The 25,006-nt window shown below is 44.6% G+C and carries 21 protein-coding genes; 5 read left to right on the top strand and 16 right to left on the bottom strand.

Going from position 1 to position 25,006, the window contains the following annotated elements:
- Positions 1-256: 256 nt before the first annotated feature.
- Positions 257-1,651, bottom strand: coding sequence for a threonine synthase (gene thrC, locus WH46_RS13560; RefSeq protein ID WP_046227037.1), 1,395 nt, complete (start codon positions 1,649-1,651; stop codon positions 257-259).
- A gap of 371 nt (positions 1,652-2,022) precedes the next feature.
- Between thrC and WH46_RS13565 the strand changes: the two genes are divergently transcribed.
- Positions 2,023-3,036, top strand: coding sequence for a BMP family lipoprotein (locus WH46_RS13565; RefSeq protein WP_231584336.1), 1,014 nt, complete (start codon positions 2,023-2,025; stop codon positions 3,034-3,036).
- A 103-nt stretch (positions 3,037-3,139) separates the two neighbouring features.
- Positions 3,140-4,876, top strand: a complete 1,737-nt coding sequence (locus WH46_RS13570) for a methyl-accepting chemotaxis protein (protein WP_046227039.1) — start codon at positions 3,140-3,142, stop codon at positions 4,874-4,876.
- A gap of 248 nt (positions 4,877-5,124) precedes the next feature.
- Here WH46_RS13570 and moaA read toward each other — a convergent pair whose 3' ends face one another.
- The 3 genes from moaA to WH46_RS13585 form a co-directional block, all read right to left on the bottom strand.
- Positions 5,125-6,156, bottom strand: coding sequence for a GTP 3',8-cyclase MoaA (gene moaA, locus WH46_RS13575; protein ID WP_017813564.1), 1,032 nt, complete (start codon positions 6,154-6,156; stop codon positions 5,125-5,127).
- 75 nt (positions 6,157-6,231) lie between these two features.
- Positions 6,232-7,059: a formate dehydrogenase accessory sulfurtransferase FdhD gene (gene fdhD, locus WH46_RS13580; protein ID WP_046227040.1), complete on the bottom strand. Its 828-nt coding sequence runs from the start codon at positions 7,057-7,059 to the stop codon at positions 6,232-6,234.
- A gap of 350 nt (positions 7,060-7,409) precedes the next feature.
- Complete coding sequence (locus tag WH46_RS13585) at positions 7,410-7,838, bottom strand: LysM peptidoglycan-binding domain-containing protein (protein WP_017813562.1); 429 nt, start codon at positions 7,836-7,838, stop codon at positions 7,410-7,412.
- A gap of 394 nt (positions 7,839-8,232) precedes the next feature.
- On the opposite strand from WH46_RS13585, the gene fabV reads away from it, so the two are divergent.
- Positions 8,233-9,423: an enoyl-ACP reductase FabV gene (gene fabV, locus WH46_RS13590; RefSeq protein WP_046227274.1), complete on the top strand. Its 1,191-nt coding sequence runs from the start codon at positions 8,233-8,235 to the stop codon at positions 9,421-9,423.
- Positions 9,424-9,600: 177 nt separating this feature from the next.
- Here fabV and WH46_RS13595 read toward each other — a convergent pair whose 3' ends face one another.
- Positions 9,601-11,286, bottom strand: a complete 1,686-nt coding sequence (locus WH46_RS13595) for a methyl-accepting chemotaxis protein (RefSeq protein ID WP_046227041.1) — start codon at positions 11,284-11,286, stop codon at positions 9,601-9,603.
- A gap of 419 nt (positions 11,287-11,705) precedes the next feature.
- Between WH46_RS13595 and WH46_RS13600 the strand changes: the two genes are divergently transcribed.
- A complete protein-coding gene (locus WH46_RS13600) occupies positions 11,706-12,032 on the top strand; it encodes a DUF3817 domain-containing protein (RefSeq protein ID WP_017813557.1) in 327 nt (108 codons plus the stop codon).
- A gap of 118 nt (positions 12,033-12,150) precedes the next feature.
- Entirely contained in the window at positions 12,151-13,476 is a 1,326-nt protein-coding gene (locus tag WH46_RS13605) for an MFS transporter (RefSeq protein WP_046227042.1), read from the top strand.
- Here the strand turns inward: WH46_RS13605 and WH46_RS13610 are convergent.
- The 11 genes from WH46_RS13610 to WH46_RS13665 form a co-directional block, all read right to left on the bottom strand.
- Complete coding sequence (locus WH46_RS13610) at positions 13,473-13,709, bottom strand: hypothetical protein (RefSeq protein ID WP_046227043.1); 237 nt, start codon at positions 13,707-13,709, stop codon at positions 13,473-13,475. The genes WH46_RS13605 and WH46_RS13610 overlap by 4 nt on opposite strands.
- A gap of 138 nt (positions 13,710-13,847) precedes the next feature.
- Positions 13,848-14,873 carry a Gfo/Idh/MocA family protein gene (locus tag WH46_RS13615; protein WP_046227044.1) on the bottom strand — a complete coding sequence of 342 codons (1,026 nt, stop codon included), beginning with the start codon at positions 14,871-14,873 and terminating at the stop codon, positions 13,848-13,850.
- 330 nt (positions 14,874-15,203) lie between these two features.
- The gene (locus WH46_RS13620; RefSeq protein WP_046227275.1) at positions 15,204-15,956 is read right to left on the bottom strand and encodes an amino acid ABC transporter ATP-binding protein; all 753 of its coding nucleotides are present in this window, start codon (positions 15,954-15,956) and stop codon (positions 15,204-15,206) included.
- Between the two features lie 74 nt (positions 15,957-16,030).
- Positions 16,031-16,699: an amino acid ABC transporter permease gene (locus tag WH46_RS13625; protein ID WP_046227045.1), complete on the bottom strand. Its 669-nt coding sequence runs from the start codon at positions 16,697-16,699 to the stop codon at positions 16,031-16,033.
- 156 nt (positions 16,700-16,855) lie between these two features.
- On the bottom strand, positions 16,856-17,707 hold the full coding sequence (locus tag WH46_RS13630) for an amino acid ABC transporter substrate-binding protein (protein WP_046227046.1): 852 nt from the start codon (positions 17,705-17,707) through the stop codon (positions 16,856-16,858).
- A 511-nt stretch (positions 17,708-18,218) separates the two neighbouring features.
- Positions 18,219-19,169 (bottom strand): methyl-accepting chemotaxis protein, encoded by a 951-nt coding sequence (locus tag WH46_RS13635; protein ID WP_046227047.1) that lies wholly within the window; start codon positions 19,167-19,169, stop codon positions 18,219-18,221.
- A gap of 11 nt (positions 19,170-19,180) precedes the next feature.
- On the bottom strand, positions 19,181-20,212 hold the full coding sequence (locus WH46_RS13640) for an FIST signal transduction protein (RefSeq protein WP_046227048.1): 1,032 nt from the start codon (positions 20,210-20,212) through the stop codon (positions 19,181-19,183).
- Positions 20,213-20,519: 307 nt separating this feature from the next.
- Positions 20,520-21,140 carry a DUF1269 domain-containing protein gene (locus WH46_RS23425; RefSeq protein WP_156172262.1) on the bottom strand — a complete coding sequence of 207 codons (621 nt, stop codon included), beginning with the start codon at positions 21,138-21,140 and terminating at the stop codon, positions 20,520-20,522.
- A gap of 209 nt (positions 21,141-21,349) precedes the next feature.
- Positions 21,350-22,711 carry a helix-turn-helix domain-containing protein gene (locus tag WH46_RS13655; protein ID WP_046227051.1) on the bottom strand — a complete coding sequence of 454 codons (1,362 nt, stop codon included), beginning with the start codon at positions 22,709-22,711 and terminating at the stop codon, positions 21,350-21,352.
- Positions 22,712-22,922: 211 nt separating this feature from the next.
- Positions 22,923-23,096 (bottom strand): aspartyl-phosphate phosphatase Spo0E family protein, encoded by a 174-nt coding sequence (locus WH46_RS13660; RefSeq protein WP_145953948.1) that lies wholly within the window; start codon positions 23,094-23,096, stop codon positions 22,923-22,925.
- Positions 23,097-23,512: 416 nt separating this feature from the next.
- On the bottom strand, positions 23,513-24,814 hold the full coding sequence (locus WH46_RS13665; protein WP_017813544.1) for a pyrimidine-nucleoside phosphorylase: 1,302 nt from the start codon (positions 24,812-24,814) through the stop codon (positions 23,513-23,515).
- Positions 24,815-25,006 lie beyond the last annotated feature (192 nt).

The following is a 25,006-nucleotide window of genomic DNA, read 5'->3' on the forward strand; positions in this document are numbered from 1 at the left end:
TTGTTCGATCAGAGCGTACCTTTTATTATAATACGTTCCCGCATTAAAGGGATTACGATTTCGTACCGTTCATGACCGTATTGTTACATTTGAACACTTTATATTTATAAAATTGTCTTTTGGGCTTCAGCCTTTGCTTCTATCAACGTGTTCTATGTTGCTCTACACATTACGCATAATTCATAAAACCAAAAAGCCGCAGCATGAATCGCTGCGGCCTCACTTTGTGTCAGTTCAGATAGATACTCTCTATACATTAACGGGTATAGAAGGCTTCCAACTGGTGAATTACTTCATTCAGATCATGATCAATAATAGTCTGATGCTGCGGCATGGAGAACAGTGCCTGGATCGGAGCCGGGAATTCCTGCTCGATTTCGCACAGGATGATAGACTCGTCAAACTTGGCCGGATGCGCTGTTGCCAGCGTAATGCATACTTCCTCCGGTCCGCTGCATTGCTCATAAGCAGCAATTCCGCAGGCAGTATGAGGGTCGAGCAGATAATCATACTCATTTTTGTATTTGATAATGGACTGCAGACAATCCTGATTCGAAGCTCCGTAAGCTGCAAAGTCGCGCTGTACATGCTCCAGATCTTCCTGGCTCAGCACAATTTTACCTTCCGTTTGCAGCGTGTGCATATAATCGGACACTTTAGCCGCATCTTCCTTGAGGAAATAATACAGATAACGTTCAAAGTTGCTCGCCACCTGAATATCCATGGATGGACTGTGTGTACTACGGAATTCACCTGGCTGGTATTCTCCTGTTCTCACAAAACGCTCCAGAATATTATTCTCGTTGGTAGCAATAATCAGCTTGTTAATCGGTAGTCCCATCTGACGTGCCAGGAAACCCGAGAAAATATTGCCAAAGTTGCCGGAAGGTACGCTGATATTAATTTTGCGTTCACTGCTTTCATCCTGCGCCCGGAAATAGGCATAGAAGTAATACACGGTTTGTGCCAGAATACGCACGAAATTAATAGAATTGATCGCGCGCAGATGATGCTGCTTTTTGAATGTCAGATCGGCGAACAGATCCTTGATCATTTTTTGGCAATCATCAAAGTTTCCTTTGACCGACAGATTCAGTACGTTACTGTCATCTACCGTCGTCATCTGCAGTTCCTGCACCTTGCTGACCTTGCCGTGCGGATGCAGAATACAGATCTTGATGCCTTCCTTGCCGCGCACACCCTGGATAGCAGCTGCTCCCGTATCACCGGAAGTTGCGCCCAGAATATGAATGATGTCTCCATTTTTTCGGGACATATAGGAATATAGCTCACCCATAAACTGCAGAGCCACATCTTTGAAAGCAAAAGTCGGTCCGTGGAACAGCTCCATAATATAGAGAGAATCACTGATCTTCTTCACCGGTGTTACTTCCGGATGACGGAAGTTGCTATAGCTGCGTTCTGCCAGTTCGCGCAGATCCGCTGCCGGAATCTCGTCATTCACATATCGTGCAAATATCTGCAAAAATAGTTCTACATAGCTTAGTGAACTCCATTCGCGAAGCTCCTCCGGCGAGATTACCGGTATCTGTTCAGGTATCATCAGACCGCCATCATCGGCCAGTCCCATTAATACTGTATCGATAAATCCTTTTGGCTCAACCTGTCCCCTGGTACTGATATATTTCATACATATCCCCCAATTGATTAATATTCAAGCCTGGATTCTGCAAAGTGTACGCTTCTGCAGATCTCTGCTATTCGTCGTCAAACACGTTACTTTCTATCATACCCTGTCACAGAGCTGCATCCAAGCATTAATTTACTAAAGTCATGCTGGTTTGCCCTTTTTTATTTGTTCAACATATTATCATAAATCACATCTTTTGTGATCTCCGAAATTTCCAGCATTCATTTCAGCCTATTTTTCACCATTTGTTTCGGCACGTCTAAGTTATTTAGCAAATTTGCGTTTCACCCTGCTCTCACTCTTCATTAACAAATCCTCACAACCGATATAAACTAGGTAAATTCCGATTACACATAGAGAGGATAACAGCAGTGAAGAAACATAAAACGTGGAGTTATCTGGGATGTATGATTCTGGTTGCCGCCCTTTTCCTGAGTGCATGCTCCGGACAAAAGATAGCGGATACATCCGCCAGCAAACACAAATTAAAGGTTGGAATCGTCCTGTCGGATATTGGTCTTGGCGATCAGTCATTCAGTGACGGAGCATTCAAAGGCCTGATCAAGGCACGTGACGAAGGCGACATTCTGTTCGACTACAAGGAAATTGCTGATACAGGAACCTATGATGTAGGATTCGAACAGCTTGTAAATGAAGGCAGTGATATCATTATCGGCCTGGGCTACTCTGTCAAAGAAAGTCTGGAAGCCACAGCCAAAAAACATCCGGACCGTCAGTTCCTGCTAATCGATGAGAAATCGGAATTGGCGAACGTCGCATCCATTACATTCAAAGAAGAAGAAGGCAGTTTTCTCGCCGGCGCACTTGCCGCAATGGCCAGCAAATCCGGTCACCTGGGCTTCATCGGTGGTGTCGAATCTTCTTTACTTCATAAATTCCAGATCGGTTACGAACAGGGCGCTCGCGCCATTAACCCAAATACCAGCTTCTCGGTCAATTACACCGGTGATTTTGGCAAAGCTGAATTGGGAGCAACTGCTGCCAGAGAAATGATCACCCGTGACAATGCAGATGTCATCTATACTGTTGCTGGATTGACCGGCGTCGGCGGACTGCAGGAAGCTCAAAAACAGGGCAAATACTCTATCGGTGTCGATAGCGACCAGTTCTTCCTTGCCGAGAAATCCGTAATTGCATCCATGGTCAAAAATATTGATGTAGCCATCTACAATGCACTGCAGACGTACATGAAGAGCAATGCTTCATTCCCGGAAAAGGACATGGTGTTCGGACTTCAGGATGGCGGTGTGGGTCTGACCCAGATTCATCTGCTGGAACTGACCAAGGAACAGCAGGCACAGCTGGAAGAGCTGCAGCAAAAACTGATCTCGGGCGAAATTAAAATTAATATCCCGAATTCCTGAACCCAAAGCTGAATCCGGACCAACGGCTTTATCTACGTCATACAACGACTATTATTGACTGAACCACGCGTTTGACAATCAGACGCCGTAAATGGAGGCTAATATGAAACTACAAGGCAAATTGGTGCTGAATGCGATGATATCGCTGGTCGCCTCACTGGTGCTGGTGGGTTATATCATTTTCCAGCTGCTAAGCATTAATTCCCAAAATAATAATCTGGTACCGGCCATGCTGGATGTTCAGCAGCTGGACGGAGACCTCGTACAGACCGGACAAGCACTGAGCAATTTCTCTTTTTCCATGTCTGCGAGTAATAAGGCACTGGTAACAGAACAGCTGCAAAAAATCCAGACAACGATTGATACCCTGTCCAATGGCATGCTGCAGGATCCGGCAGAACAAAAATTGCTGGCAGCAGCCAAAACCAAATTCCAAAAACTAAGCGAGGAATCTGCCACTGCCATGAATAATATGGACAGCGCAGAAGCCAAACGCCAGAGTATCCGCATAGAAGGTATTCAAAATGATGTATATATGCTGGATCAGCTGACCAAAGCCGGTTATAGCGAATACACCAAAGATCTGACCAACAGTATCAAAATGACCTGGCAGATTGCCGTTGCCGGAGCAATCCTGCTGTTAATCGCAGTAGGCTGGTTCAATACCCATACTGCCCGCCAGCTTGCCAAACGTGCTCATGTCCTGAATGCTGCTGCGCAGCGAATCGCGGATGGAGATCTGACCGTAGAGCTGGCTCCAACCAAGGGCAAAGATGAACTTGATGAGCTAAATGCTTCTTTCCGCCAGATGATTGGCAATCTGCGCAGTATTGTCGGCTCGATCGGACATGCAGGTAATCGCGTAGATGATATGGCCCAGGATATTGATCGCAGCAATGATCGTATGCAGGAAATGGTCAATCAGGTTGCCATATCGGTAGAAGAACTGGCGATCGGCAGCCAGAAAGTAGCCGAAGACCTCAGTGTAACTGTATCTGTTGTTGATGAGATGCAGCACAAGTTCCAGGCCAACCTGGAAACTACTGCAGAATCGGCCATTTACAGTGAAGGTGCGATTCAATCCATTGAACACGGCAGCAGCCAGATGAAAGAACAGCTGCACCTCGTATCCAGCAACCGCGCTGCCATGGCCGAAGTAGCCCAGACGGTAAGTGCTCTGGAAACGAACGCCGCCGAGATCGCCAGCATGACCAGGCTCGTATCCGAGATCGCTTCGCAAACCAACCTGCTATCATTGAATGCTTCGATTGAAGCAGCACGTGCCGGTGAAGCCGGTCAGGGATTTGCCGTGGTCGCTGGAGAAGTGAAAAAGCTGGCTGATCAATCGGTAACAGCCGCCAGCCAGATTTTCAAAGCGGTCGATTCGATTACATCTGCAGTAAGCCAGGTACAGGCTTCGGTCTCCCAAAGCCTTACACTGTTCCAACAGCAGGAACAGGCGACTGCGTCGACTGATGCATCTTTTGCCGAGATTAGTGAACAGGTGAAGCAGATTGCCAGTCAGGTGAACAAGCTCGCCCAGGATATGCAGACATCCCATGAACTGAGCAACCAGGTTCAGCAGGCTATTGAAAATATCAGCGCCATCACCGAACAATCGGCTGCAGGTAGCCAGGAGATTACTGCTTCCACCGTAGAACAGCAAAATGCATTCCGTCAGTCCGGCGAAAAAGTCAAAATGCTGCGCCAGATTCGTCAGGAAATGCAGCATGAGCTGGATCGCTTCCATATGGATGCTTCCACCCTGCCTGCTGCTTCGAACAGTACAGCAGATAACGCTTCGCCATCTATCTCGACAGCTTCTGCATTACAAGATTAATTTTCATTTATCCACCATAAGCATGATAATGTATGACTCACAGCCTATGTGAAAGTGATCTATGTCTGAGACAAAAAGCCGCTCCGGAAATAACCGGGCGGCTTTTTGCTATCCTGTATGATGTGGCCAAGACTTCTCGCTCAACAGAAACTGCTTGCGGACAACCACCGCTCGGTATCATTCAACCAGCTAGTGTATCTATATTCGTACTCTTGTTTATCCTCATATCAAGTTGATCCAAACTACATTCAGCCACCGATATGAGACATTTCTACCCGTGGTCCATCCTGACTACGGACGCTGGAGCTGCTTCCACGCTCTACCGAGTACTGGTCATGGCGATTACTCCAGATTCCGGCTACAGCATGGGCAACTTCTTCGTCCGTTTGACCGGAGCGCAGCAGTGCCCGCAGATCATGTCCTTTGGTCGCAAACAGGCATGTGTACAACTTGCCTTCGGCAGACAAGCGAGCCCGTGTACAGGTAGAACAGAATGCCTCGGTTACAGAGGAAATAAAACCTACTTCTCCCTTGCCATCGACGAACCGGTAACGCGTGGCTACTTCGCCCTCATAATTCGGTGCAATCGGTTCCAGTGGCCAGTGGGCACCGATCTTGTCCAGTAGCTCCTGCTTGCTGACCACATGCTGCCTGTTCCATCCATTCGTATTTCCTACATCCATATATTCAACCATTCGCAGAATATGACCACGCTCACGGAAATATTCCACCATAGGTACCACAGCTTCTTCGTTGAATCCTTTTTGAACGACCATATTCACTTTGACCTGCAATCCTGCAGCTGCAGCTGCATCAATCCCATTCAGCACAGGCTGTACCCGGCTGCGTCCGCCGTTCATTTTCAGGAACAGATCATCTTCCAGGCTATCCAGACTGACCGTGATCCGGTGCAGACCCGCTTCTTTTAGAGCAGCAGCTTTGCGGGCGAGCAGACTGCCGTTGGTCGTCAGAGATAGATCCTCAATATCAAGAGCGGACAGACGCTGGATAATGCTCACCAGATCTTTGCGCAGCAGCGGTTCTCCGCCGGTAATACGCAGTTTTCTGGTTCCCATGCCGACGAAAATGGCTGCAATTCGGCCAATTTCCTGCTCGCTTAGCATATGTTCATCAGGCAAAAAGGCATAATCTTTGCCGAATATTTCTTCAGGCATACAATACCGGCAGCGGAAATTGCAGCGATCTGTGACAGAGATCCGTAAGTCTCTTAATATACGGTTATGCTGGTCATAGGCTGTCATCGTATCTCCTCCAATCATCGCTTGCTTCCTGTTTAATCCAACAAAGGTGGAAAAGCTGCTTTATTTCATGCAGCCTGCCCCATGTTGTTCCTTTTAGAATAGCATAGAGTTTTGCGCTTTGTCCGCATATTCCCGGATTCTTTGTGGGTGTGTATAGATATTGCAGCTGTCTTCCCGCACAAAACCAACTGTCGTGATTCCCAAATGATCAGCCAGGTCAAGAGCCAGCGCAGTAGGCGCAGATTTGGACAAAATAACCTCGCAGCCAATCTTGGATACTTTGGTCAGAATCTCGGAAGAAATACGCCCGCTAAAAACAATAATCTTGCCCTTTATGCTCATCTGATGCCGAAGACACCAGCCATAGATTTTATCCAGCGCATTATGACGTCCAATATCACTGCGGCTGAGCAAAATATGGTCCGGTTCACACAGTGCAGCTGTATGCACACCACCGGTTCGTTGAAACAGCTCCGCCGATTGCTGAACTGCATCCATCAGCTGAAAGCACTGCTCGAAAGATACACGTACATGAATCTCTTCCATTCTCTTCGCTGTACGGGCATCATTAAAAAAAACAAAGCCCTGCCGGCTTGTTCCACAGCAGGAAGTAATATAACGTTTGGTGAATAGCTGACGATGCTTGGGATTCCAGCGATCCGTACGTACATGTACATAACCCTGCTGCTCCTGTATCCATAACTCCTGAATATCATTGTACTGCTGAATGACCCCTTCCGAAGCCAGAAAACCTATCGTCATATCTTCGATATATTCAGGTGTACAGACCAAAGTTACAAATTCTTCCCCATTAACTTTGATCGTTACCGGCTGTTCCGATACAACAATGTCCGGCTCTTCGGTGAACTGCCCCCGTTGATAGCGGACAATACTGCGCTGCTGCTCTATGTTATAGTCCATAATCTCATCCCTGTTCGCTGTTTTTTGAGGAGGTCTAACAGAGCCATCCTGCGCGGCCTACTGTAATATCGGTAAACCAAACCAGTGATTTCGAACCTTAACGATGATGATTATATGCAAGAAGTCTCAAACTTGGATGTCTTTCCTGCCCTCACTGCTGCCTGAATGTGCCAAATCAGAAAACAATAATAAATAGATCAGGTAGATATTCATATAGCAAATAGCAAAAAAAGCTGACGCTCAGGGGAGGGCGTCAGCTTTTTATATCAACTGTCCAATCGGTATTTGGCAGATACTGATTGGACAAGGGATTGTTGGCCGATCTAAAGGGGGTACTTCTGGTCAGCTTCTTACTTTTGTGGAACAGTCAGTTGGTATCCAGCAGGCAACAGGTTATTGGCAGCAACCAGTTCGTCTACAGTGATACCGTATTGAGCAGCAATTTCAGTCAGGCTGGCACCTTGTGGAACAACAACAGTGATTGGGGATTTAGCATCTGTGTTTTCTGTAGCAGCAGGTGTAGTTGTTGCTGGTTGTTCCGGTGTAGTACTTTCTTCATTTTGACTACCGAACAACTTGTTGAATTGAGCTTCCTGTGCAGCTACGAATGCCGCATTGTTAGCACGGTTCTCTTCTCTGTCTTTGCGTTTCTCGTGACCGGACTGGCTATCTGTTGCGGCAAAAGCATGGCTGCCTCCGATTGGTGCTACAACGGCAACTGCTCCCAGACTGGCTGCTAAAGCGGTGGACAACATTACTTTTTGAAATTTACTGTTCATTTTGAATTGCTCCTCTTTTTTAATTTAATATAATAATCTTCTTTAATAAAGTGATAAACATTTACTTCGTAACCTTATGAACTAAATATACCATCAATTAAAGAAGATTGCAACCCTATTTAAATATATTTTTATTATATTGGACAAAATTAATTATCATACTATATTGGTAACCAACCTAACTATATTTTAAACACTAATTTTACAAATTACAACTTTAGTTAGCGATTGATCAACTACTACCGATTATCTTCATACTTGTACTGTTTCACCAGGTGTACGGATTTGCAAAAAATGCTACAATACGTAAGGTATGTTACTTGGAAACACAGCATCAGCAGATATGATAATAATGACTGATAGGTATATGATGGAAAGCGAGGAATTCAATTCTATGATTATTAAACCAAGAACTCGAGGATTTATCTGTACGACTGCTCATCCGGACGGCTGTGCCCGTCAGGTTCAGGAACAGATTGAATATGTACAATCCCAGCCGAAAATTCAAGGACCGCGTAACGTGCTCGTTATCGGTGCCTCCACCGGATACGGACTGTCTGCACGCGTTGTTGCTGCTTTTGGTGCAGGGGCGAATACGATTGGTGTCTACCGTGATGGCGGCTCTGTCAAAGGCCGTACAGCTTCTGCAGGCTGGTACAACTCTGCGGCTTTTGAAAAGGCTGCACAGGAAGCAGGCTTGAAGTCCCTCAGCGTAATTGGCGATGCTTTTACCAATGAATTAAAAGCCAGCACGATTGAAGCGATCCGTCAGGAATTCAGCAAAGTCGATATGGTTATCTATAGTGTGGCTGCACCGCGTCGCACCGATCCAAATACCGGCGAGACCTATACTTCCACATTGAAGCCTATCGGCGAGACCTACACGAACAAAACGGTTAATTTCCATACCGGCGAAGTGACAGATATCAGCATCGAACCTGCTTCCGAAGAAGAGATCGAAGCAACCGTACGCGTTATGGGCGGCGATGACTGGCAGTCCTGGATGGATCAGCTGAGTGCTGCAGACGTCCTTACTGACGATGTAGTAACTGTAGCCTTTTCCTATATTGGCTCGAATATTACCCAGGCGATCTATCGCCAGGGCTCTATCGGCCGTGCCAAAGATCATCTGGAAGCGACTGCACGTCATATGAATGAACAATTTGGTGTTAAAGGCGGCCGTGCGTATGTAGCGGTATGTAAAGCACTGGTAACCCAGTCCAGCTCCGCGATTCCGGTTGTTCCGCTCTATATGTCTGCCCTGTATAAAGTCATGAAAGAAAAAGAACTGCATGAGGGCTGCATTGAACAAATGTACCGGATGTATGCGGAACGTCTCTACATGGAAGGTGATACGCCTGTAGATGAGAAGCAGCGTCTGCGTCTGGATGACTGGGAGATGCGTGAAGATGTCCAAGCGGAAGTATCCCGTATATGGAATGAGATCAGTACGGACAATGTATACGAATTGACTGATCTGGAAGGCTATCGCAGCGAGTTCTTCCAATTGTTTGGCTTTGAGACAGAGGGTGTCGATTATGAAGCAGATGTCGATCCGGATGTAAAAGTTCCTAACGCTCGCTAATAATAAGTTAACTTTTCCAACAGTTTAATTTAATCAAAAAAGCACGTGCTCCGTTTACAGGAGACGTGCTTTTTTGGATATAGCGGAATTTGTAAGGTATCCATAATGGAATTGTACAGTATACATAGTAATTTGTTTTATTCGAACGAATGCATATGCCGCTTTTGAAATTTGAAATTATACTTTGAAACGGTGTACGAGTACTTGCAGCTCTTCTGCCAGATCGGTCAGTGAAGCAGCGGAGTACATAATCTCTTCACTCGATGCCAGCTGCTCTTCGGTAGCTGCTGCAATTTCCTGCGTGCTGCCTGAGATATCGCGTGTGCCCTGGTTGACCTGATTCATCGCCTGGGAAGATTCGGTAAAATCATGATTCATCTGGACGGTATGCTGGGCAATCTCGCTGGTTTTGCCGGAAATATCTTCAACCGCCTGCAGAATACGGGTAAACTGCTCGACCGTAGAGCGGGTAACTTCACTGCCTGCAGCTACATCGGCTTTGACCGTTTGGATCGCTCCAAGCGTAGACTGGGTCTCGGTCTGAATACGGGTAACCAGGTCTTTGATCTGCTGGGTGGCGGCAGCAGATTGTTCAGCCAGCTTGCGCACTTCATCGGCAACAACGGCAAATCCTTTGCCATGTTCACCGGCGCGGGCAGCTTCGATCGCTGCATTGAGGGCCAGTAGATTCGTCTGTGCAGATACTTCATTGATCAGTGTGGTCATCGCATCGATCTGACTGGCATGAGTAGCCAGCACAGATACGCTCTGATCCGCCTGATCGACAGATTGATGAATCGAGTGCATCTGGTCACCCACCTGACGAATCGAATGGGATCCCTCTTCAGCCTGCTGACGCATCATATTGGAGAAGTCTGCCATATCGGTAGCATTAACAGAAATCGTCGATAATTTATCCAGCGAGTTCTGAAGGGTCTCACTGGTACGATCCAGTTCGCGTGTCTGACGACCAGCCTGATCGGCAATCACCTGCATGGATTCGGCTACCTGCTGTGAAGTCGCTTTGGACTGGCCTGCACTGGCAGAGAATTCTTCTGCTGATGCAGCAACCATTTCGGAAGAAGCACCAATCTGGCTAACAATATCCCGCAGAGAAGCGACGAATTTGTTGAAGCTTCCTGCCAATATACCAAACTCGTCTTTTTGCTTGATATCTATCTGCTGAGTCAAATCTGCTTCGCCTTCGGCAATATCCATCATCTGCTTGTTCAGCAGATTGAGCGGCTTCAGAATCGAACGCAGCAGGATAATGCCCAGTATGATCCCTACTACAGAAGCAGCAATCGTCACAATTAGCAGAATAAGATTGCTCATTTTCGCTTGTTGATCATTATGGGTCTTCAATTGACTGACATCATTAGCAAGTGTATTGACCAGCGTGTCGACAGCCGGAGTGAGCACTTCCTTGCGCAGTGTACGCTCTTCTCCAAAGTGCAGTGAAGTGGCGGCCTGTTCATCCTGTGCACGCAGAGCAACCATTTTCTCGTTCATGGCAATAGCCTGGGTAAGAGTATCGTTTAATTTTTGTACAGAAGCCACATAATCCTGACCATAAGGCGACTGCTGAATCGTTGTCAGTGTTGCCTGAATATTCTGGATTTTTTCTTTCATGCCATCTACATAATCTTGTTCGCCGTTCAACAGATAACCACGTTCGTCATTGGATAGTCCCGAGAGCAGGAATTCCAGCTGCTTGGTCTGCTCCTGCAGCTCCATTTTCCCCTGCAGCTCGCTGCTTTGTTTAACAGACTGTGCAATAGTGCTAACGGACAGTGCACCGCTGCCCAGAATTGAAATAATCAGTATAGATAAAATTAGTATTAGCCTTGTTTTAACCTTCATTTTGCGTTCCCCCGAATTGTTGATCTGTAACTAACTTTATTATCGGGTTTTTCACAATATAATTTAGCTAAACATTTTGGTGTAATACGACTAAATACCCATTTATATCCATATTATTCATTGATATTGGATATGAATCCATAGAACTATATTAGGGAAATAAGAACCATATGTATGCATACTCATTTTATTTCACACATTAACGTTCTATTTCGTTGTTATGAGAATTATATAGCTGTTATGTATGCTATTTCATATTATTGCTAATTTGTATTGAATTTCAATAATTCGTAACTTTATGAGCAGATTTTTATTCTTTTATACGCTATATTTAAATTATTAAAATTCTTGTTATTTCATGTAAAGGAAATGCACTGTATTCCTTATGGGTGAGGTAATGAATAGGAGGAAATGCAACAATGTTCAAAAATGCAATGTCACTGCTACGGATCGTCGGTAATGTGGAAGCGTTATCCTACCTGCTGTTGGTATTGGTAGCCATGCCGCTTAAATATTTGGCTGATCAACCATTGATGGTTACTTATGTGGGTATGATTCATGGTGTACTGTTCGTCAGTTATGCTGCTGTTATCGCTCTTACGCTGATTATTCGCAAATTGACTTTCAAGCAAGCTGTACTCGCTATGGTTGCCTCTATGTTGCCTTTTGGTCCCTTTGTCTTCGACCGTTATCTAAAACGCCAGGAACCCTCCCTTGTGCCGGAAACTCGCATTCAAAAAGGATAAGCATGGGGCACGCTACATAATTATTCATTTACGGCTATGTACGCATAGCCGTTTTTGCATGTTCTGTGTACAATGGGGAAATAAGAATTATACATAATAGAATCACAGGAGGCCAGGGATGCAAGTTGATGTTAAAACACAATCTCAGCCTGCTGAAGAATCCGTGTCCATGATCGCTCGTCTGCTTTCTCCGGTTCGGCAGTCACGGGCTTTTACTTTTTTATGGATTGGGCAGCTGATCGCCATGCTGGGCAGTTCGGTTACGATGATTATTTTGCCAATTGTCGTCTACAATCTCACCGGTTCTTCTACGATTATGGGATTGGCAATGACTATCTATATTTTACCTAATGTAATGGTGCTTCCCGTATCTGGCTGGATTGTGGATCATACCGACAGGGTCCGGCTTATCCTATTTACCAATACCGTACGATTCGCGGTAATGCTGACAGGCGCTATACTGATTTTTACCGATCAGCTGACTCTGCCCCGTCTATATATCGGACTGGCTTTGTATGGATTGATGGATGGGATTTTCAATCCGGCTTATGCCGCGCTTCGTGCAGAGATATTCACACCGGATATTCGTAACGCTGCCAATGCGCTGACACAGATGAGCATACAGGGAGTACGCCTGCTTGGTCCTTCCCTTGGAGGATTGCTGGTTACATTCACTTCTCCGGGCAGCGGCTTCGCCCTGGATTCGCTTACTTATCTGATTTCACTGTTTTGCTTTATCATGCTGGGCCGTCATTTTGTATCCAGTCGACGCTCTATCACAGCCAGACCACTGTCAACAGCTGCTGAGAATGATCTTGCAGGGCATCCCCACGCCCGTTTCTCGATCTGGAGAGATCTGATGGAAGGGGTCTGGATTCTGAAAAAAGTCCCATGGCTGTGGATTACAATCGTCATCTTCTCCCTGCTGAATATTTGCTATCAGGGAATTATTGCAGTAATGGTTCCATGGCTGTTCAAAGTCCATTATCAGCTGACACCCCTGTTGTACGGACTAGCGATGGCAGCGACCGGCGTCGGGGCTATTATCGGTGCACTGATCTTCGGTTCACGAGTATACTGGCGACGGCGTGGATGGATAGGCTATGGCGGAGCATTATTGAGCGGAATCGCATTATTTCTATTATCCGTGATTACGTGGGCACCGGGTCTAATTATGATAATGATGCTGGAAGGATTCGGGCTGATGATGTTTGCACTTGTATGGGAGACAAGCCTGCAGGAAATGGTACCGACAGAAAGCTTCGGACGGGTAGTCAGCCTGGATATGCTGGGCTCTTTTGCACTGCTGCCGGTCGGTTATCTGCTGATCGGATGGCTGGCAGATCAGGTTGGAGGTATCTTCACAATCGGGCTGTTTGCTGCTATAGGGATACTGCTTGTTATACTGGGATTATGTATACCTGCTATTCGGCGATTTGATTAACAGCATCTACAGCATGCAGCTGCCATAATAAAGGGCATAAAAAAAGAAGCATCATCCCGTAGAATCCGCTTCTTGTGTTTGATTTTTTGCATCCGTTCCTGCTTGCTCGGGGTAACCCTTGTATGCTGCGAGATCGCTGCATATTCCTGATTGGATCTGCGTTCCAAAGTTGGTGCTATACTGCCGCTTCGCAGTGCTTTGCGAGCTGCCTTTTGTGTCTGTGTACGTGCCATTTCTATTCACTCCCAGGATTATAATTATGAAGTAACTCTTTTTATTTTACCACTTCTATCCTGAATATCCCAGCTTTTGATACAAAAGCTGCTGCCCTATAGGACAGCAGCTCTTTTTTATTTATCGATAATCAGAAATCAGGAATTCAGTGTAATGGTCTTGCCTTCAGCTTGGGACTGGAATGCAGCCAAAATTACATTCAGGGAACGACGACCTTCTTCACCGGAGATAATCGGCGCTGTACCAGTCTGAATACAGCTGACAAATTCGTCCATTACGCCGCTCGCTACCTGCTTCTCGTTGGTAGCAATCTCACCGATCTGGTAGCGCTCGATTGTACCGTTGCGAAGTTCTACGATAACCTGATCCACTGGATCGGTACCGATCTTCATAACGCCATTCTCGCACCAGAGTACAGTACCATTATCTTCACCACGATAAGACGTCCAGCTTGCTACGAGAGAACCGATGGCTCCACTGGCCATGCGCAGCAGACAGATGGCATTATCATCCACATCCGTATCGGTTTTATCAAGAGTTCCAATAAATGCGCTTACGTTAACAACTTCATCATCCAGCAGCCAGCGGATCATATCCGACTTATGTACGCCCAGATCGCCCATTGCGCCCATTACGGCTTCGCCTTTACGGAAGAACCAGCTGTTCTTGCCATCAATACTCCAACCTTCTGGACCAGCATGACCAAACGCTGTACGGAAAGTAAGAACGCGGCCCAAATGACCCTGTTTCAGGATTTCCTTGGCTTTGATATGCGGAGGCATCAGACGTTGATTATGTGCAACCATCAGGAACACATTATTCTGTTCAGCTGCCGCGATCATCTCCAGCGCTTCTTCATCCGATACCGCCATTGGCTTCTCGACGAGTACATGCGCACCTGCTTTGGATGCGGCAATGGCTACTTCGGCATGCAGTGCATTCGGTGTGCATACGCTTACAGCATCGAACCCACCAGCCGCCAATAATTCTTTATAATCGGTATAGGCTTTGGCATTGTACAAATCTGCATAGCTCTGTGCTCTCTCTAGTACCGGATCAGCAAAAGCAACCAGCTCTACATCCGGGTTCGCTGCATATTCCGGAATGTGACGACGTTCCGAGATGCTTCCGCATCCGACTACTGCTACTCTGACTTTACCCATGAATCCCATTCCTCCTAGAATTGAAGTGAAGTGCTCAACAGTTATCTTATCGAATTCCTGCCTATTAATCCAGCACCTGGGGAATAATTACCCAAATTTAGATAAGTCAGACGAAGATTTACTATTATAGAGAACCAGAAAATAAAGGTTCGGCTCCCACTTTATTTCGATAGATAACAAAAAGCAACCTCTTCCAGTCAGTACTGGTAGAAGTTGCTGAATAGTTCATCTATACGTGGTTCACTCGTATCCTATTAACAGAAAGCGCATGAATTCAATCATTATACGATGCCGGCATAGGCCCATATAACGCCTGCATATCTCTATTGCTTAAATATCTTCACCGCTAATTCGATTCATAAACTGCTGTGCACGAGCACTCTGCGGATGGTTGATAACCTGATCGGGAGGCCCCTGTTCGATAATATGCCCACCATCCATCAGGATAACATGATCGGCTACGTCGGCAGCAAACTTCATCTCGTGAGTAACAATTACCATTGTGCGCCCTTCCAGTGCCAACTGCTTGATTACACGCAGCACCTCACCAACCAGCTCGGGATCAAGTGCAGAGGTAGGTTCATCAAACAGCAATACATCCGGCTCCATTGCCATCGCACGGGCAATACCGACACGCTGCTGCTGCCCACCGGAGAGCTGATGAGGATAATAACTCCCCCGATCTCCAAGCCCTACTTTTTCCAGCAGTGCCTGTGCTGTTTTGAACGCCTGGGCTTTATCTTTTTTCTGCACGACGACAGGGCCTTCCATAATGTTATCCATTACATTTTTGTGCGGGAACAGATTATAGGATTGGAATACCATACCGGTATGCTTGCGCAGCTCGGTCACTTCACGGCTGGAAATTTTGCGTCCCGGTTGAAAATCCAGCTCCCGATCACTTAGCTTCATTGTTCCCTGATCCGGCATCTCCAGCAAATTGATGCAACGAAGCAGAGTTGTTTTCCCTGAACCGGAAGGTCCAATAATCGCGAGTACTTTTCCTTTTTCCAGATTCACATCAATTCCCTTGAGTACTTCCAAGGAACCAAATGCTTTGTGCAAATTGCGAATCTCCAGCATCATCGTTGAATCACTCCTTTGCCTCAAAATAGAAAGATGACTAGTTTATTCATCATGATTGGAATTGAACGTAATCAGCTGGAAAGTGAACGACCCAGCCGTTTCTCCAGATAGCTCTGCAGTACAAACAGTACCGAGGTGAAAATCAGATAAATGACAGCTGCTTCCGCATATAAAATCAATGCTTCATACGTGCGCGCTACGACCTGCTGCGATTTGTAGAACAACTCAATATACGTAATACTGGAAGCCAGTGAAGTATCCTTAACCAGTCCAATAAAAGAGTTCGCCAGCGGCGGTACCGATACACGGGCGGCCTGCGGCAAAATAACCCGGCGCAGCGCCTGACCGCGTGTCATCCCTATCGAATACGCTGCTTCCCACTGTCCTTTGGGTACGGACTGGATAGCAGAGCGTACAATCTCCGAACCGTAAGCTCCTACACTCAGTGAGAAACCGATCAGAGCTGCCACAAAAGCAGGCAGAATGATACCAATCGTCGGCAGACCATAAAAGATAATAAACAGCTGTACGAGCAATGGTGTTCCCCGGATAATCCATACATATACACGGGCAATAAATTTCAGAATACGTACGCCGGAGATTTGCGCCAGCGCGGTCAGCACAGCCAGTAGCAATCCGATAGCAAAAGAACTAATCGCCAGCGGGAGGGTGTACTTCAGTGCGGCTTCAAATAAAGGCCAGAAGGAGTCGAGTACAATTTGGATCTGGCGGTCATTCATCGCTATTCCTCCTCAGAGTAAAGTGTAATTTCATATATTCCGATCGGTTTACAAGACTTCTCATAAAAACACAATATCTTGACGTCCTATAGGAGCGTCAAGATATTGTGCTGCAACAGGCTGAACGGCAGTAAGCCGTTCACTGTTCGTTATCAATTATTTGGATACATCTTCACCAAAGTACTTTTTGGAGATTTCCAGATAAGTACCGTCTGCTTTCATCTCTTGCAGCGCTTTGTTTACAGCGTCTACCAGATCCTGACTGCTCTTATTGAAAATCGCTGCGCTCTGGGAAGCATCATCCTGCTCTGCTACCACTTTGATCGGTGAATCCGGCTGCTGCTTTTTCATATCCAGATAGGACAGATTGTCATTAACTGTTGCATCTGCACGTCCGGATGCCAGCAATTGTACAGCTTGTGGGAATCCATCAGCTGCTACCAGTTCTGCACCATTTTGCTCGGCAATTTTACCGAAGTTACTGGTCAGGGACTGCGCGGATTTTTTGCCTTTGAGATCAGCAAAGGTTTTGATATCCGTATTGTCGTCACGTACAATCAGTACGCCTTTGGAAGTGATGTAGGGATCAGAGAACAGATATTTTTCTTTACGTTCAGGAGTTACGCCTACTTCATTGAATACTGTATCAAAACGATTAGCATCCAGACCGGCAATCATACCGTCCCATTTGGCTTCAACGAATTCAGGCTCTACGCCCAGACGTTTGCTCACTTCTGTAGCAATATCTACATCGAATCCAGTCAGCTTGCCACTCTCATCATGGAAAGTAAACGGAGCATACGTACCTTCTGTACCAATGCGCAGCTTGCCGCTGGCTTTAACGGATTCCAGTGTTGGACCGCCAGAAGAAGAAGGCGTAGCTTCGGTAGTCGCTGCCGATTGATCGGCACCGCTGCCTGTTGTTGCTGTATTGGAGCTGTTACCACATGCAGCGATTACCAGCATGGTCAGAATCAGCATCAGAGTTAAAGAACCCCATTTTTTCATTTGTAATACTCCCCTCAATATGAATGTTGTGAATATCTATACATTCGACTCCAATAGGAGTCCCTCGATCGCTGTTTGTTGAAACTTCTGCAATTCATACAATAGTATTTACTCACTTGGTCTCAAAAAATAACGAACTGCAAATTGTATAGTACACCGTCTGACATTATTCGTCAACTCTTTTTCCGATAAAAATGGTTGGTTTAATTAATTTATCATAATTTGCCCGTTTTGACTATTTGATAAATAACATAACAGGGATAAATTGTGAAAAATCAATAAATCCATTCCACCTCATTCATAGCCAAAAATACGCTTATTCAAACATTATTTCGTTATATGCAGGCAAGATGATCTATGCATAATATGCAGATGTCGCCTTAACTGAAACCCAAAGATCATTAGCCGGGCCTGCTATAGCTGTACATTACCTATAAGATAATCTGTATAGCAGCATAAAGACTCCAATCCTGCTTCAGGAATGGAGTCTTTTATATGACTGCGATAACTGCTATTTTTTCTGTTCCAGCATTCGGATCTGATTCATATGATTAAGGATATACAGATAGTGCTCAGACTTTTTGTCTCCATTGTAGATCAGTTCATCAATATTCTGGTTCTGCTTGCTGGACAGGTCAGCGATATTGGAAATGTTTCTGGCGATATCGTTGATACTTTTGAGCTGTGAAGATTTTACAGCCTGCAGTTGCCGGTTTACCTGCGCTTCGGCAGTCATAACACTCTCAAAGCTCTCAGCGGAACGCTGCATGGTATCGCTGGCTACTTTTACAATATCTTTTCCTTTGTTGGATTCCAGGCGGATCGATTCAAGGATATGGCTCATGTCTCCTAGCAGATCGAGAATATCAGTGGCGCTTTTTTTGGTCGTATCGGATAGAGATTTGATTTCACTGGCTACGACGGCAAAGCCTTTTCCTGCTTCTCCCGCCCGTGCAGCTTCAATCGAGGCATTAAGCGACAACAGGTTGGTCTGGGTGGCAATACTGGTGATCGTGCTGGCAAATTGATTGATCTCTTTGTATTTCACTTCGATCGCATTGAATACGGCGACCATATTCTCGAAAACGGTAGACACTTCATTCATATTCCCAGCGGACTGATTCACCAAATTTTGTGTATCCATAATCGTATCCTGCGAGACTTCGATGCTGGAAGCTACCTCATTGATGATCGTCTCGGTTTCTTTATCCAGATCATGCAGTACAGTCTCGATACTTTTAATTTCCTCTGTCGTTTCGTTCAATGAAGCGGCAGCTTGCTTGAATCCGTAGGTGATATTGCGTTCCTCGGCCAGAACCAACTGAACATTCTTTTCTATTTCATGCGTTAACATATATACATAAGGCAGCGCCGAAAATGGCTTCTCTACCTGAAGTTGCTGGATCTCGGGTCTAATCTCGATTACATCCGGCTTTTTAATTTTAAATACGCTTTTCAGCATTTTGCTTCCCCCTATTCAAATGCCAAAAGTACCATCGTCTGGTTAAAGTGCTTGTTGTGAATCTGCTCGCCATAACTAATAAATCCTGCCTGGTTGCGGCTCACACTGAGCAGTTTGTCATCCAGGCTTTTCCATGTGTTTTCATTTTTGAATTTCAGGCTGCGCAGAATACAGTGCACCGACAGAATAAATGCTGGCTGGAATTCCATCGCATTGAGAGTTTCCTGAAAGCATTGGTGAACATCTAACGGCTGCAGCACATCGACATACGTGTTGGGAGCAATCTGAGAGTAGAAGGTAATCGACTTGTCCGGGTTTACTTTCATCGGTGAGGTGATATAGGTGCTATCCTTGATTACCTTGCCCAGCGGATTGTTCATAAATGCCTGTTCCAACTGGTGCTCAGGGATACCGAGTACATTCGCATATTCTACGGCTGCCGGACGGTTATTGAAGGTGCGTACGAGCCGGTTGAGAGGTTCCGCATCGGTAACGAGCAGACGCTGACCTGTAGTGTAGTAAAGATTTTCCTTGAGCAGCTGGGTTCGTCTTGGCCAGTTGAAATAAAGCGCTACTCCGTTTACTTTGCGGCTACCGATATAGACTGCTGTTTCCTTGAACTTCACATAGTCGCCGGAACTACCACCAATAACCTTGAACTTCTCATCCATAAAGAATAGCGTTGTCATTACGCTTTCCTCTTGTCCGGATAATCCATCGTACAAAATAAACATGAACGCATTTTTGTTATTGCGTACTTTGTTGTAGCCGGATTGCAGCTCTTCAATACTGAGGATGGCTGGTGATTTGATCTCGATGACCTCTACCAGATCTCGCTGATAGGCAAATCCGCTGATAACGCCTTCCTTGAATCCTTCGGAAGTGTATTCGCCGGCTGTGGAGCACAACACTACATGCTCTGTGGCAAACGTGCTTATTTCCTTAACATTTTCGACAGTTGTAAACAAAACAATACCTTTATCAGGGTTAGACTCGATGTAGTCTTTGGCTTGAATGGTTGTTTTGAAATATAGTGATTTCATCGTATCTTCCTCTCCTTACAGAGATAGTGGCGAGCAGGCGGTATAGTATGGCTACCGGAATTAATATAAGACTATTAAATAATTAAGTTAATGGAATAATGATTGATAAAAAAATACATATTACCTAAACGCAATATGTAACCTTTTCTTCAAATTAAAAGTCATTCTGCAAACGATAGATAATTCTTATATCGTCTGCAGAATGACTTTTCAATCAGCAATTTATTTAGTTATCGGCTTTTCCTCGACTAAATTTTATACAAGTAAATAATTAAATGACAAATTTCGCTAAAATTAGACGAACGTATCAGAATCGCTGTTTTAACTTATCAAACTGTTCACGTACCCGGTCGCGAATATCTTCTGCTTTGTCTTTGAACTCTTCCAGACGCTGACTACGCATCCGCTCACGTGCTTCCTTCTCCAGTTCACGTTCTACCTGACGTGCCTGATTGACCTCGGCACTCACCTCATTAACTTCCCGACGCATCATAAAAGCAGGATCGAGCGGGTTCAGTACCTGGTTCAATCCATTCATGTTCTCTTCCTGCACAATAGCAATCAGAGCGAGCTGTCCTTCGTCCAGCTGACGGACAGTGGCCTGAATCATGCCCACATCCTCTGACAGCTTGTCTGCTGCTATGGAAGCTCCGATCATGGAGCCGATACTGCCGCCCAAAAGCACGCCCAGAGGTCCGCCCAATATTCCGATCAGCGAACCAAGCAGACCGCCTGTGATCCATTTGCCGGCTACTGCACCATCTGCGCTAAATCCATCTTTGAACTGTACCTGCCCGTCTTCTTTTTTGACAATTGCAGCCTCGAGAACAGTAAATTGCTCGCTGAGACGCAGATTTTTGAGCTCGGATAGGGCTTGATACGTTTTGCTCTCTTCTTTGAATACGACCGTCATTACATTTTCCATCATGCACCTGCTTTCTTTGTAAGAAAATTGGATGATTAAGAAGATGATCGGTGTGTCTTATGTATATTACCCGTTTGTAGATGCGCAAATAATAAGTTAGGTGAAGAAGATGTGATCATTACGAGGGTAGTTAAGCATATGTATGTTTTAAGCATTTATACGAATGATTTTTGTTGGAGAATGAAATGAGCATAACCAAAAAAGCCGATCCATTAATCTGTTGGGTCAGCTTTTTGATTACGCTCCATGAGTAGAGACCATTCTTTTAATACTTTAAGTAATTCCGGATATTCGGTGAACTCACTTTTTTTGTTGATCTGATTGGCGATAGCGAGACATTTGGACATATATTCGATGCCTTGAGAGTAATTTGCTTGGCGGAAATGGTATATAGCAAGTTGACGATATAAATTCTCAAATCTATCGATATTACTAGCATTCGTATAATATTTATCACTATTTTGAAGATCCTCTTTCATCATCTCAATTATTGTTAAAAATTCATTAATTATATGATCTATTATAAAATCATGTTTATTAGCAGCCGTTAAGATAGTCATTAATCCAGGAAGTACCTCATTATAATTAGATCTTAAAAATTCTACATATTTTGGAAAAAATTCTTGATTACCTTTTAAAACATTCACAGCAAAAAAGTTAGCTTTAGCAAAATGAGATAATTTTAATACTTCTTTTTCTCCATCTTTATCTAACCCATCAAACCAACTCAAATTCTGGTAACCATTCATATATTTCAAAGCATCTTCGTATTTTCCCTGCTCAGCTAAAGCATTACTTTTTAAAACATAACCTTGACCATAATAAACAACCAGATGTCTTTCAGTAGATAAACCAGGTTCGTCGTAAACATTATTTAAATAAAATCTACTCTTATAGACTTCTTTAGCTACCTCACGTAATTCATCAGCGAATAGTTCTACTTTCCCCCATATTTTCTGAATATAATAAACATTGGCAATTTTCATCAATGCATCTAATTTATAACCTACAGGTAGCTTGTATCTGTAAGGTTCAAAAATAATGGCAGCTCGTAGATTATTTTCTGAATTTCTACCTTGGCTTAAACAGAAAATTCGATAATGACTTATGGCCAAGCGTTCGGCATGAAGATATTTTTCATTATTAACTACGTACTGATAAAAAGGGATCAACTCTTTACGGTATCCTTCATAGTACCATTCTTCTGCTGCAGCAAATACAGCTACTGTCTGGTCAAGATCTTCTATTAACCAACTCAAAACTCGATTTATAAGTACTTGTTTATTTAACTGAAGACAACGATACAAAAACTTTTTTAATCTTCTCCAATGAGGTACTTCCCGTTCAAAGCATTCTTCTAAATACAATTCATATAACCATCCTTGCTCGTAACCGAGGGCCTCGGCTATTTTATCAATTTGTGGAATTGAAGGCAATTTAGCAGGATTTTTATTAAGTATAAGACTAAGCGTACCACGATTCATTCCAGAAAACCGACTAAATTGACTTAGATTATAACCTTTTTTTTTCATCTCTTGCTCTATAATAGAACGTATATCGTTTTGTTTTACCATACTAACTTCTCTCCCTAACTTGATTCTATTCAAAGTCATTTTCAGAACTTTATAGAAACTATGTATACAAATACTTAGGTTTTCTTCTTTTATATTATATATACTTATAAATCAATATGCATTCTATCAAAATCTTCTACTCGATCTGTCTATACTTTCTATTCATATAAAGAAACCTCGGAGTGCCAAAGGAACTTCGAGGTTTCGAGATTTACATTTTTAATTTGCTGCTATCATAAATGCAGGCATTTCGATTAAATTCATTCAGTGTCTGATCCAGCTGCTGAGACTTGACCAGTACACGGTGATCCGAGAATCCGTATTGTTCTACCAGATAATGAAGTTCTTCACGCTCCTGTTCAATCCTTTTTAAGCATCCGATCATGTCCACCTGTCATCCCTTCCTCTGATTCCATAGTCTTCTTTTATATTCATCTTATTATTGGTTTGAATTTACCTTGAGCTTCATAAGGGTACATCCTACTCTTGGTAGAGCTGCGCTTAACGACCAGCTGCCAGCAATCTTGCGGTAAAGACGACTATTATTTATATCGGCGGACAGGCTCTCAAAATTTGTATTATTTTTATGTATAATCCCATATTTATGTAAAAAAATAGACAGCAACCTTTCTCAATATCATACTGTTGAGAAAAGTTGCTGTCTGAATGACAGTCAGCAGAGAGCAAAAGATTATAAAGGTACGTCTATTGCTTCATTTTAAAAATGATTATTCGTCTGCTTGACCTTGAATCAGCTCAGGATACACTGCTGCAATTACAACATATCCATGTGCTATTCCATTACTCGGTAACTGTGCCGTATACGAGTGTTGGTGCATCTGCATGATCCGCGATACGGATATTTTCATACAGCATAGCCATTACATCGTCCACATTCTCACGGTTGGAGTGAATCGTTACGAGGGATTCGCCAGCTTTAACGGAATCGCCTACTTTTTTGTTCAGCATCAGACCTACAGCCAGATCAATCTCGGATTCTTTGGTAGCGCGTCCTGCACCAAGCAGCATAGCTGCTGTACCGATCTCATCGGCTACCAGCTCAGCGACAACACCATCTTGCTTAGCAGGTACTTCGATATGGAATTTCGCTTGTGGCAGACGTTCCGGATGATCCACGACAGATGCATCGCCGCCCTGATTAGCCAGGAACAGTTTGAATTTCTCCAGCGCTTTACCGTTGGCAATTACTTCTCTCAGTTTTTGCTCTGCTTCTTCCAGAGAGCTTGCTTTGTTTGCCAGGAAGACCATTTGGCTACCCAGTGCAAAGCACAGTTCTTCCAGATCTTTTGGTCCTTGTCCTTTGAGTGTATCGATTGCTTCCTGGATCTCCAGGGAGTTACCGATTGCCAGACCCAGCGGCTGGCTCATATCGGAGATAACTGCCATTGTTTTACGGCCTACATTGTTACCGATGCTTACCATGGCATGTGCCAGTTCTTTGGCATCTTCCGGTGTTTTCATAAATGCGCCTGCGCCTGTTTTAACATCCAGTACGATTGCGTCTGCACCAGCAGCGATTTTCTTACTCATGATGGAGCTTGCGATCAGCGGAATCGAGTTAACTGTAGCTGTTACGTCACGCAGTGCATACAGCTTTTTGTCTGCAGGCGTCAGGTTACCGCTTTGTCCGATAACAGCGATTTTGCTTTCATTCACCAGCTTGATGAATTCGTCTTTGGTGATCTCAACGTGGAATCCTTCTACGGCTTCCAGCTTGTCGATCGTACCGCCTGTATGTCCCAGACCACGTCCGGACATTTTGGCTACCGGAATATCCAGAGCTGCTACGAGTGGAGCCAGTACGAGAGTTGTAGTATCGCCTACACCGCCTGTAGAGTGCTTGTCGACTTTGACACCTTCGATAGCGGACAGATCGATCGTCTCACCGGAGTTCACCATAGCCATCGTCAGATCCGCACGTTCACGCTCGGTCATATCCTGGAAGAATACAGCCATGTTAAACGCACTCATCTGATAATCCGGCACGTCTCCGTTTGTATATCCTTCAACAATAAAGTTGATTTCTTCTGTAGTCAGTTCTTTACCATCGCGTTTTTTCTCAATCAAGTCTACCATTCTCATTGTAAAATCTCCTCACTTGTAATGAAATATTTGACATCAATCTAACATAATGGGAAGCAGCAGCAGAGCATCCAACCGCTAATCGGGCTAGGATCAGATGCTGCTGTGCTGTATGCAATTCTGGAGAAATGCTGGCTTATGATTTTGAGAACGATCTTGCTTCAATCTTCTCGTCCTCACGCAGCCACTACT

The organism is Paenibacillus dauci (assembly GCF_000971985.1).
GTDB classification, from domain to species: Bacteria; Bacillota; Bacilli; order Paenibacillales; family Paenibacillaceae; genus Saccharibacillus; species Saccharibacillus dauci.

Coding starts and splice junctions, on each gene's coding strand:
- thrC (WP_046227037.1), bottom strand. CDS start 1,651: ATGAAATATATCAGTACCAGGGGACAGGTTGAGCCAAAAGGATTTATC.
- WH46_RS13570 (WP_046227039.1), top strand. CDS start 3,140: ATGAAACTACAAGGCAAATTGGTGCTGAATGCGATGATATCGCTGGTC.
- moaA (WP_017813564.1), bottom strand. CDS start 6,156: ATGATTGGAGGAGATACGATGACAGCCTATGACCAGCATAACCGTATA.
- fdhD (WP_046227040.1), bottom strand. CDS start 7,059: ATGGACTATAACATAGAGCAGCAGCGCAGTATTGTCCGCTATCAACGG.
- WH46_RS13585 (WP_017813562.1), bottom strand. CDS start 7,838: ATGAACAGTAAATTTCAAAAAGTAATGTTGTCCACCGCTTTAGCAGCC.
- fabV (WP_046227274.1), top strand. CDS start 8,233: ATGATTATTAAACCAAGAACTCGAGGATTTATCTGTACGACTGCTCAT.
- WH46_RS13595 (WP_046227041.1), bottom strand. CDS start 11,286: ATGAAGGTTAAAACAAGGCTAATACTAATTTTATCTATACTGATTATT.
- WH46_RS13600 (WP_017813557.1), top strand. CDS start 11,706: ATGTTCAAAAATGCAATGTCACTGCTACGGATCGTCGGTAATGTGGAA.
- WH46_RS13605 (WP_046227042.1), top strand. CDS start 12,151: ATGCAAGTTGATGTTAAAACACAATCTCAGCCTGCTGAAGAATCCGTG.
- WH46_RS13610 (WP_046227043.1), bottom strand. CDS start 13,709: ATGGCACGTACACAGACACAAAAGGCAGCTCGCAAAGCACTGCGAAGC.
- WH46_RS13615 (WP_046227044.1), bottom strand. CDS start 14,873: ATGGGTAAAGTCAGAGTAGCAGTAGTCGGATGCGGAAGCATCTCGGAA.
- WH46_RS13620 (WP_046227275.1), bottom strand. CDS start 15,956: ATGCTGGAGATTCGCAATTTGCACAAAGCATTTGGTTCCTTGGAAGTA.
- WH46_RS13625 (WP_046227045.1), bottom strand. CDS start 16,699: ATGAATGACCGCCAGATCCAAATTGTACTCGACTCCTTCTGGCCTTTA.
- WH46_RS13630 (WP_046227046.1), bottom strand. CDS start 17,707: ATGAAAAAATGGGGTTCTTTAACTCTGATGCTGATTCTGACCATGCTG.
- WH46_RS13635 (WP_046227047.1), bottom strand. CDS start 19,169: ATGCTGAAAAGCGTATTTAAAATTAAAAAGCCGGATGTAATCGAGATT.
- WH46_RS13640 (WP_046227048.1), bottom strand. CDS start 20,212: ATGAAATCACTATATTTCAAAACAACCATTCAAGCCAAAGACTACATC.
- WH46_RS23425 (WP_156172262.1), bottom strand. CDS start 21,140: ATGATGGAAAATGTAATGACGGTCGTATTCAAAGAAGAGAGCAAAACG.
- WH46_RS13655 (WP_046227051.1), bottom strand. CDS start 22,711: ATGGTAAAACAAAACGATATACGTTCTATTATAGAGCAAGAGATGAAA.
- WH46_RS13660 (WP_145953948.1), bottom strand. CDS start 23,096: ATGATCGGATGCTTAAAAAGGATTGAACAGGAGCGTGAAGAACTTCAT.
- WH46_RS13665 (WP_017813544.1), bottom strand. CDS start 24,814: ATGAGAATGGTAGACTTGATTGAGAAAAAACGCGATGGTAAAGAACTG.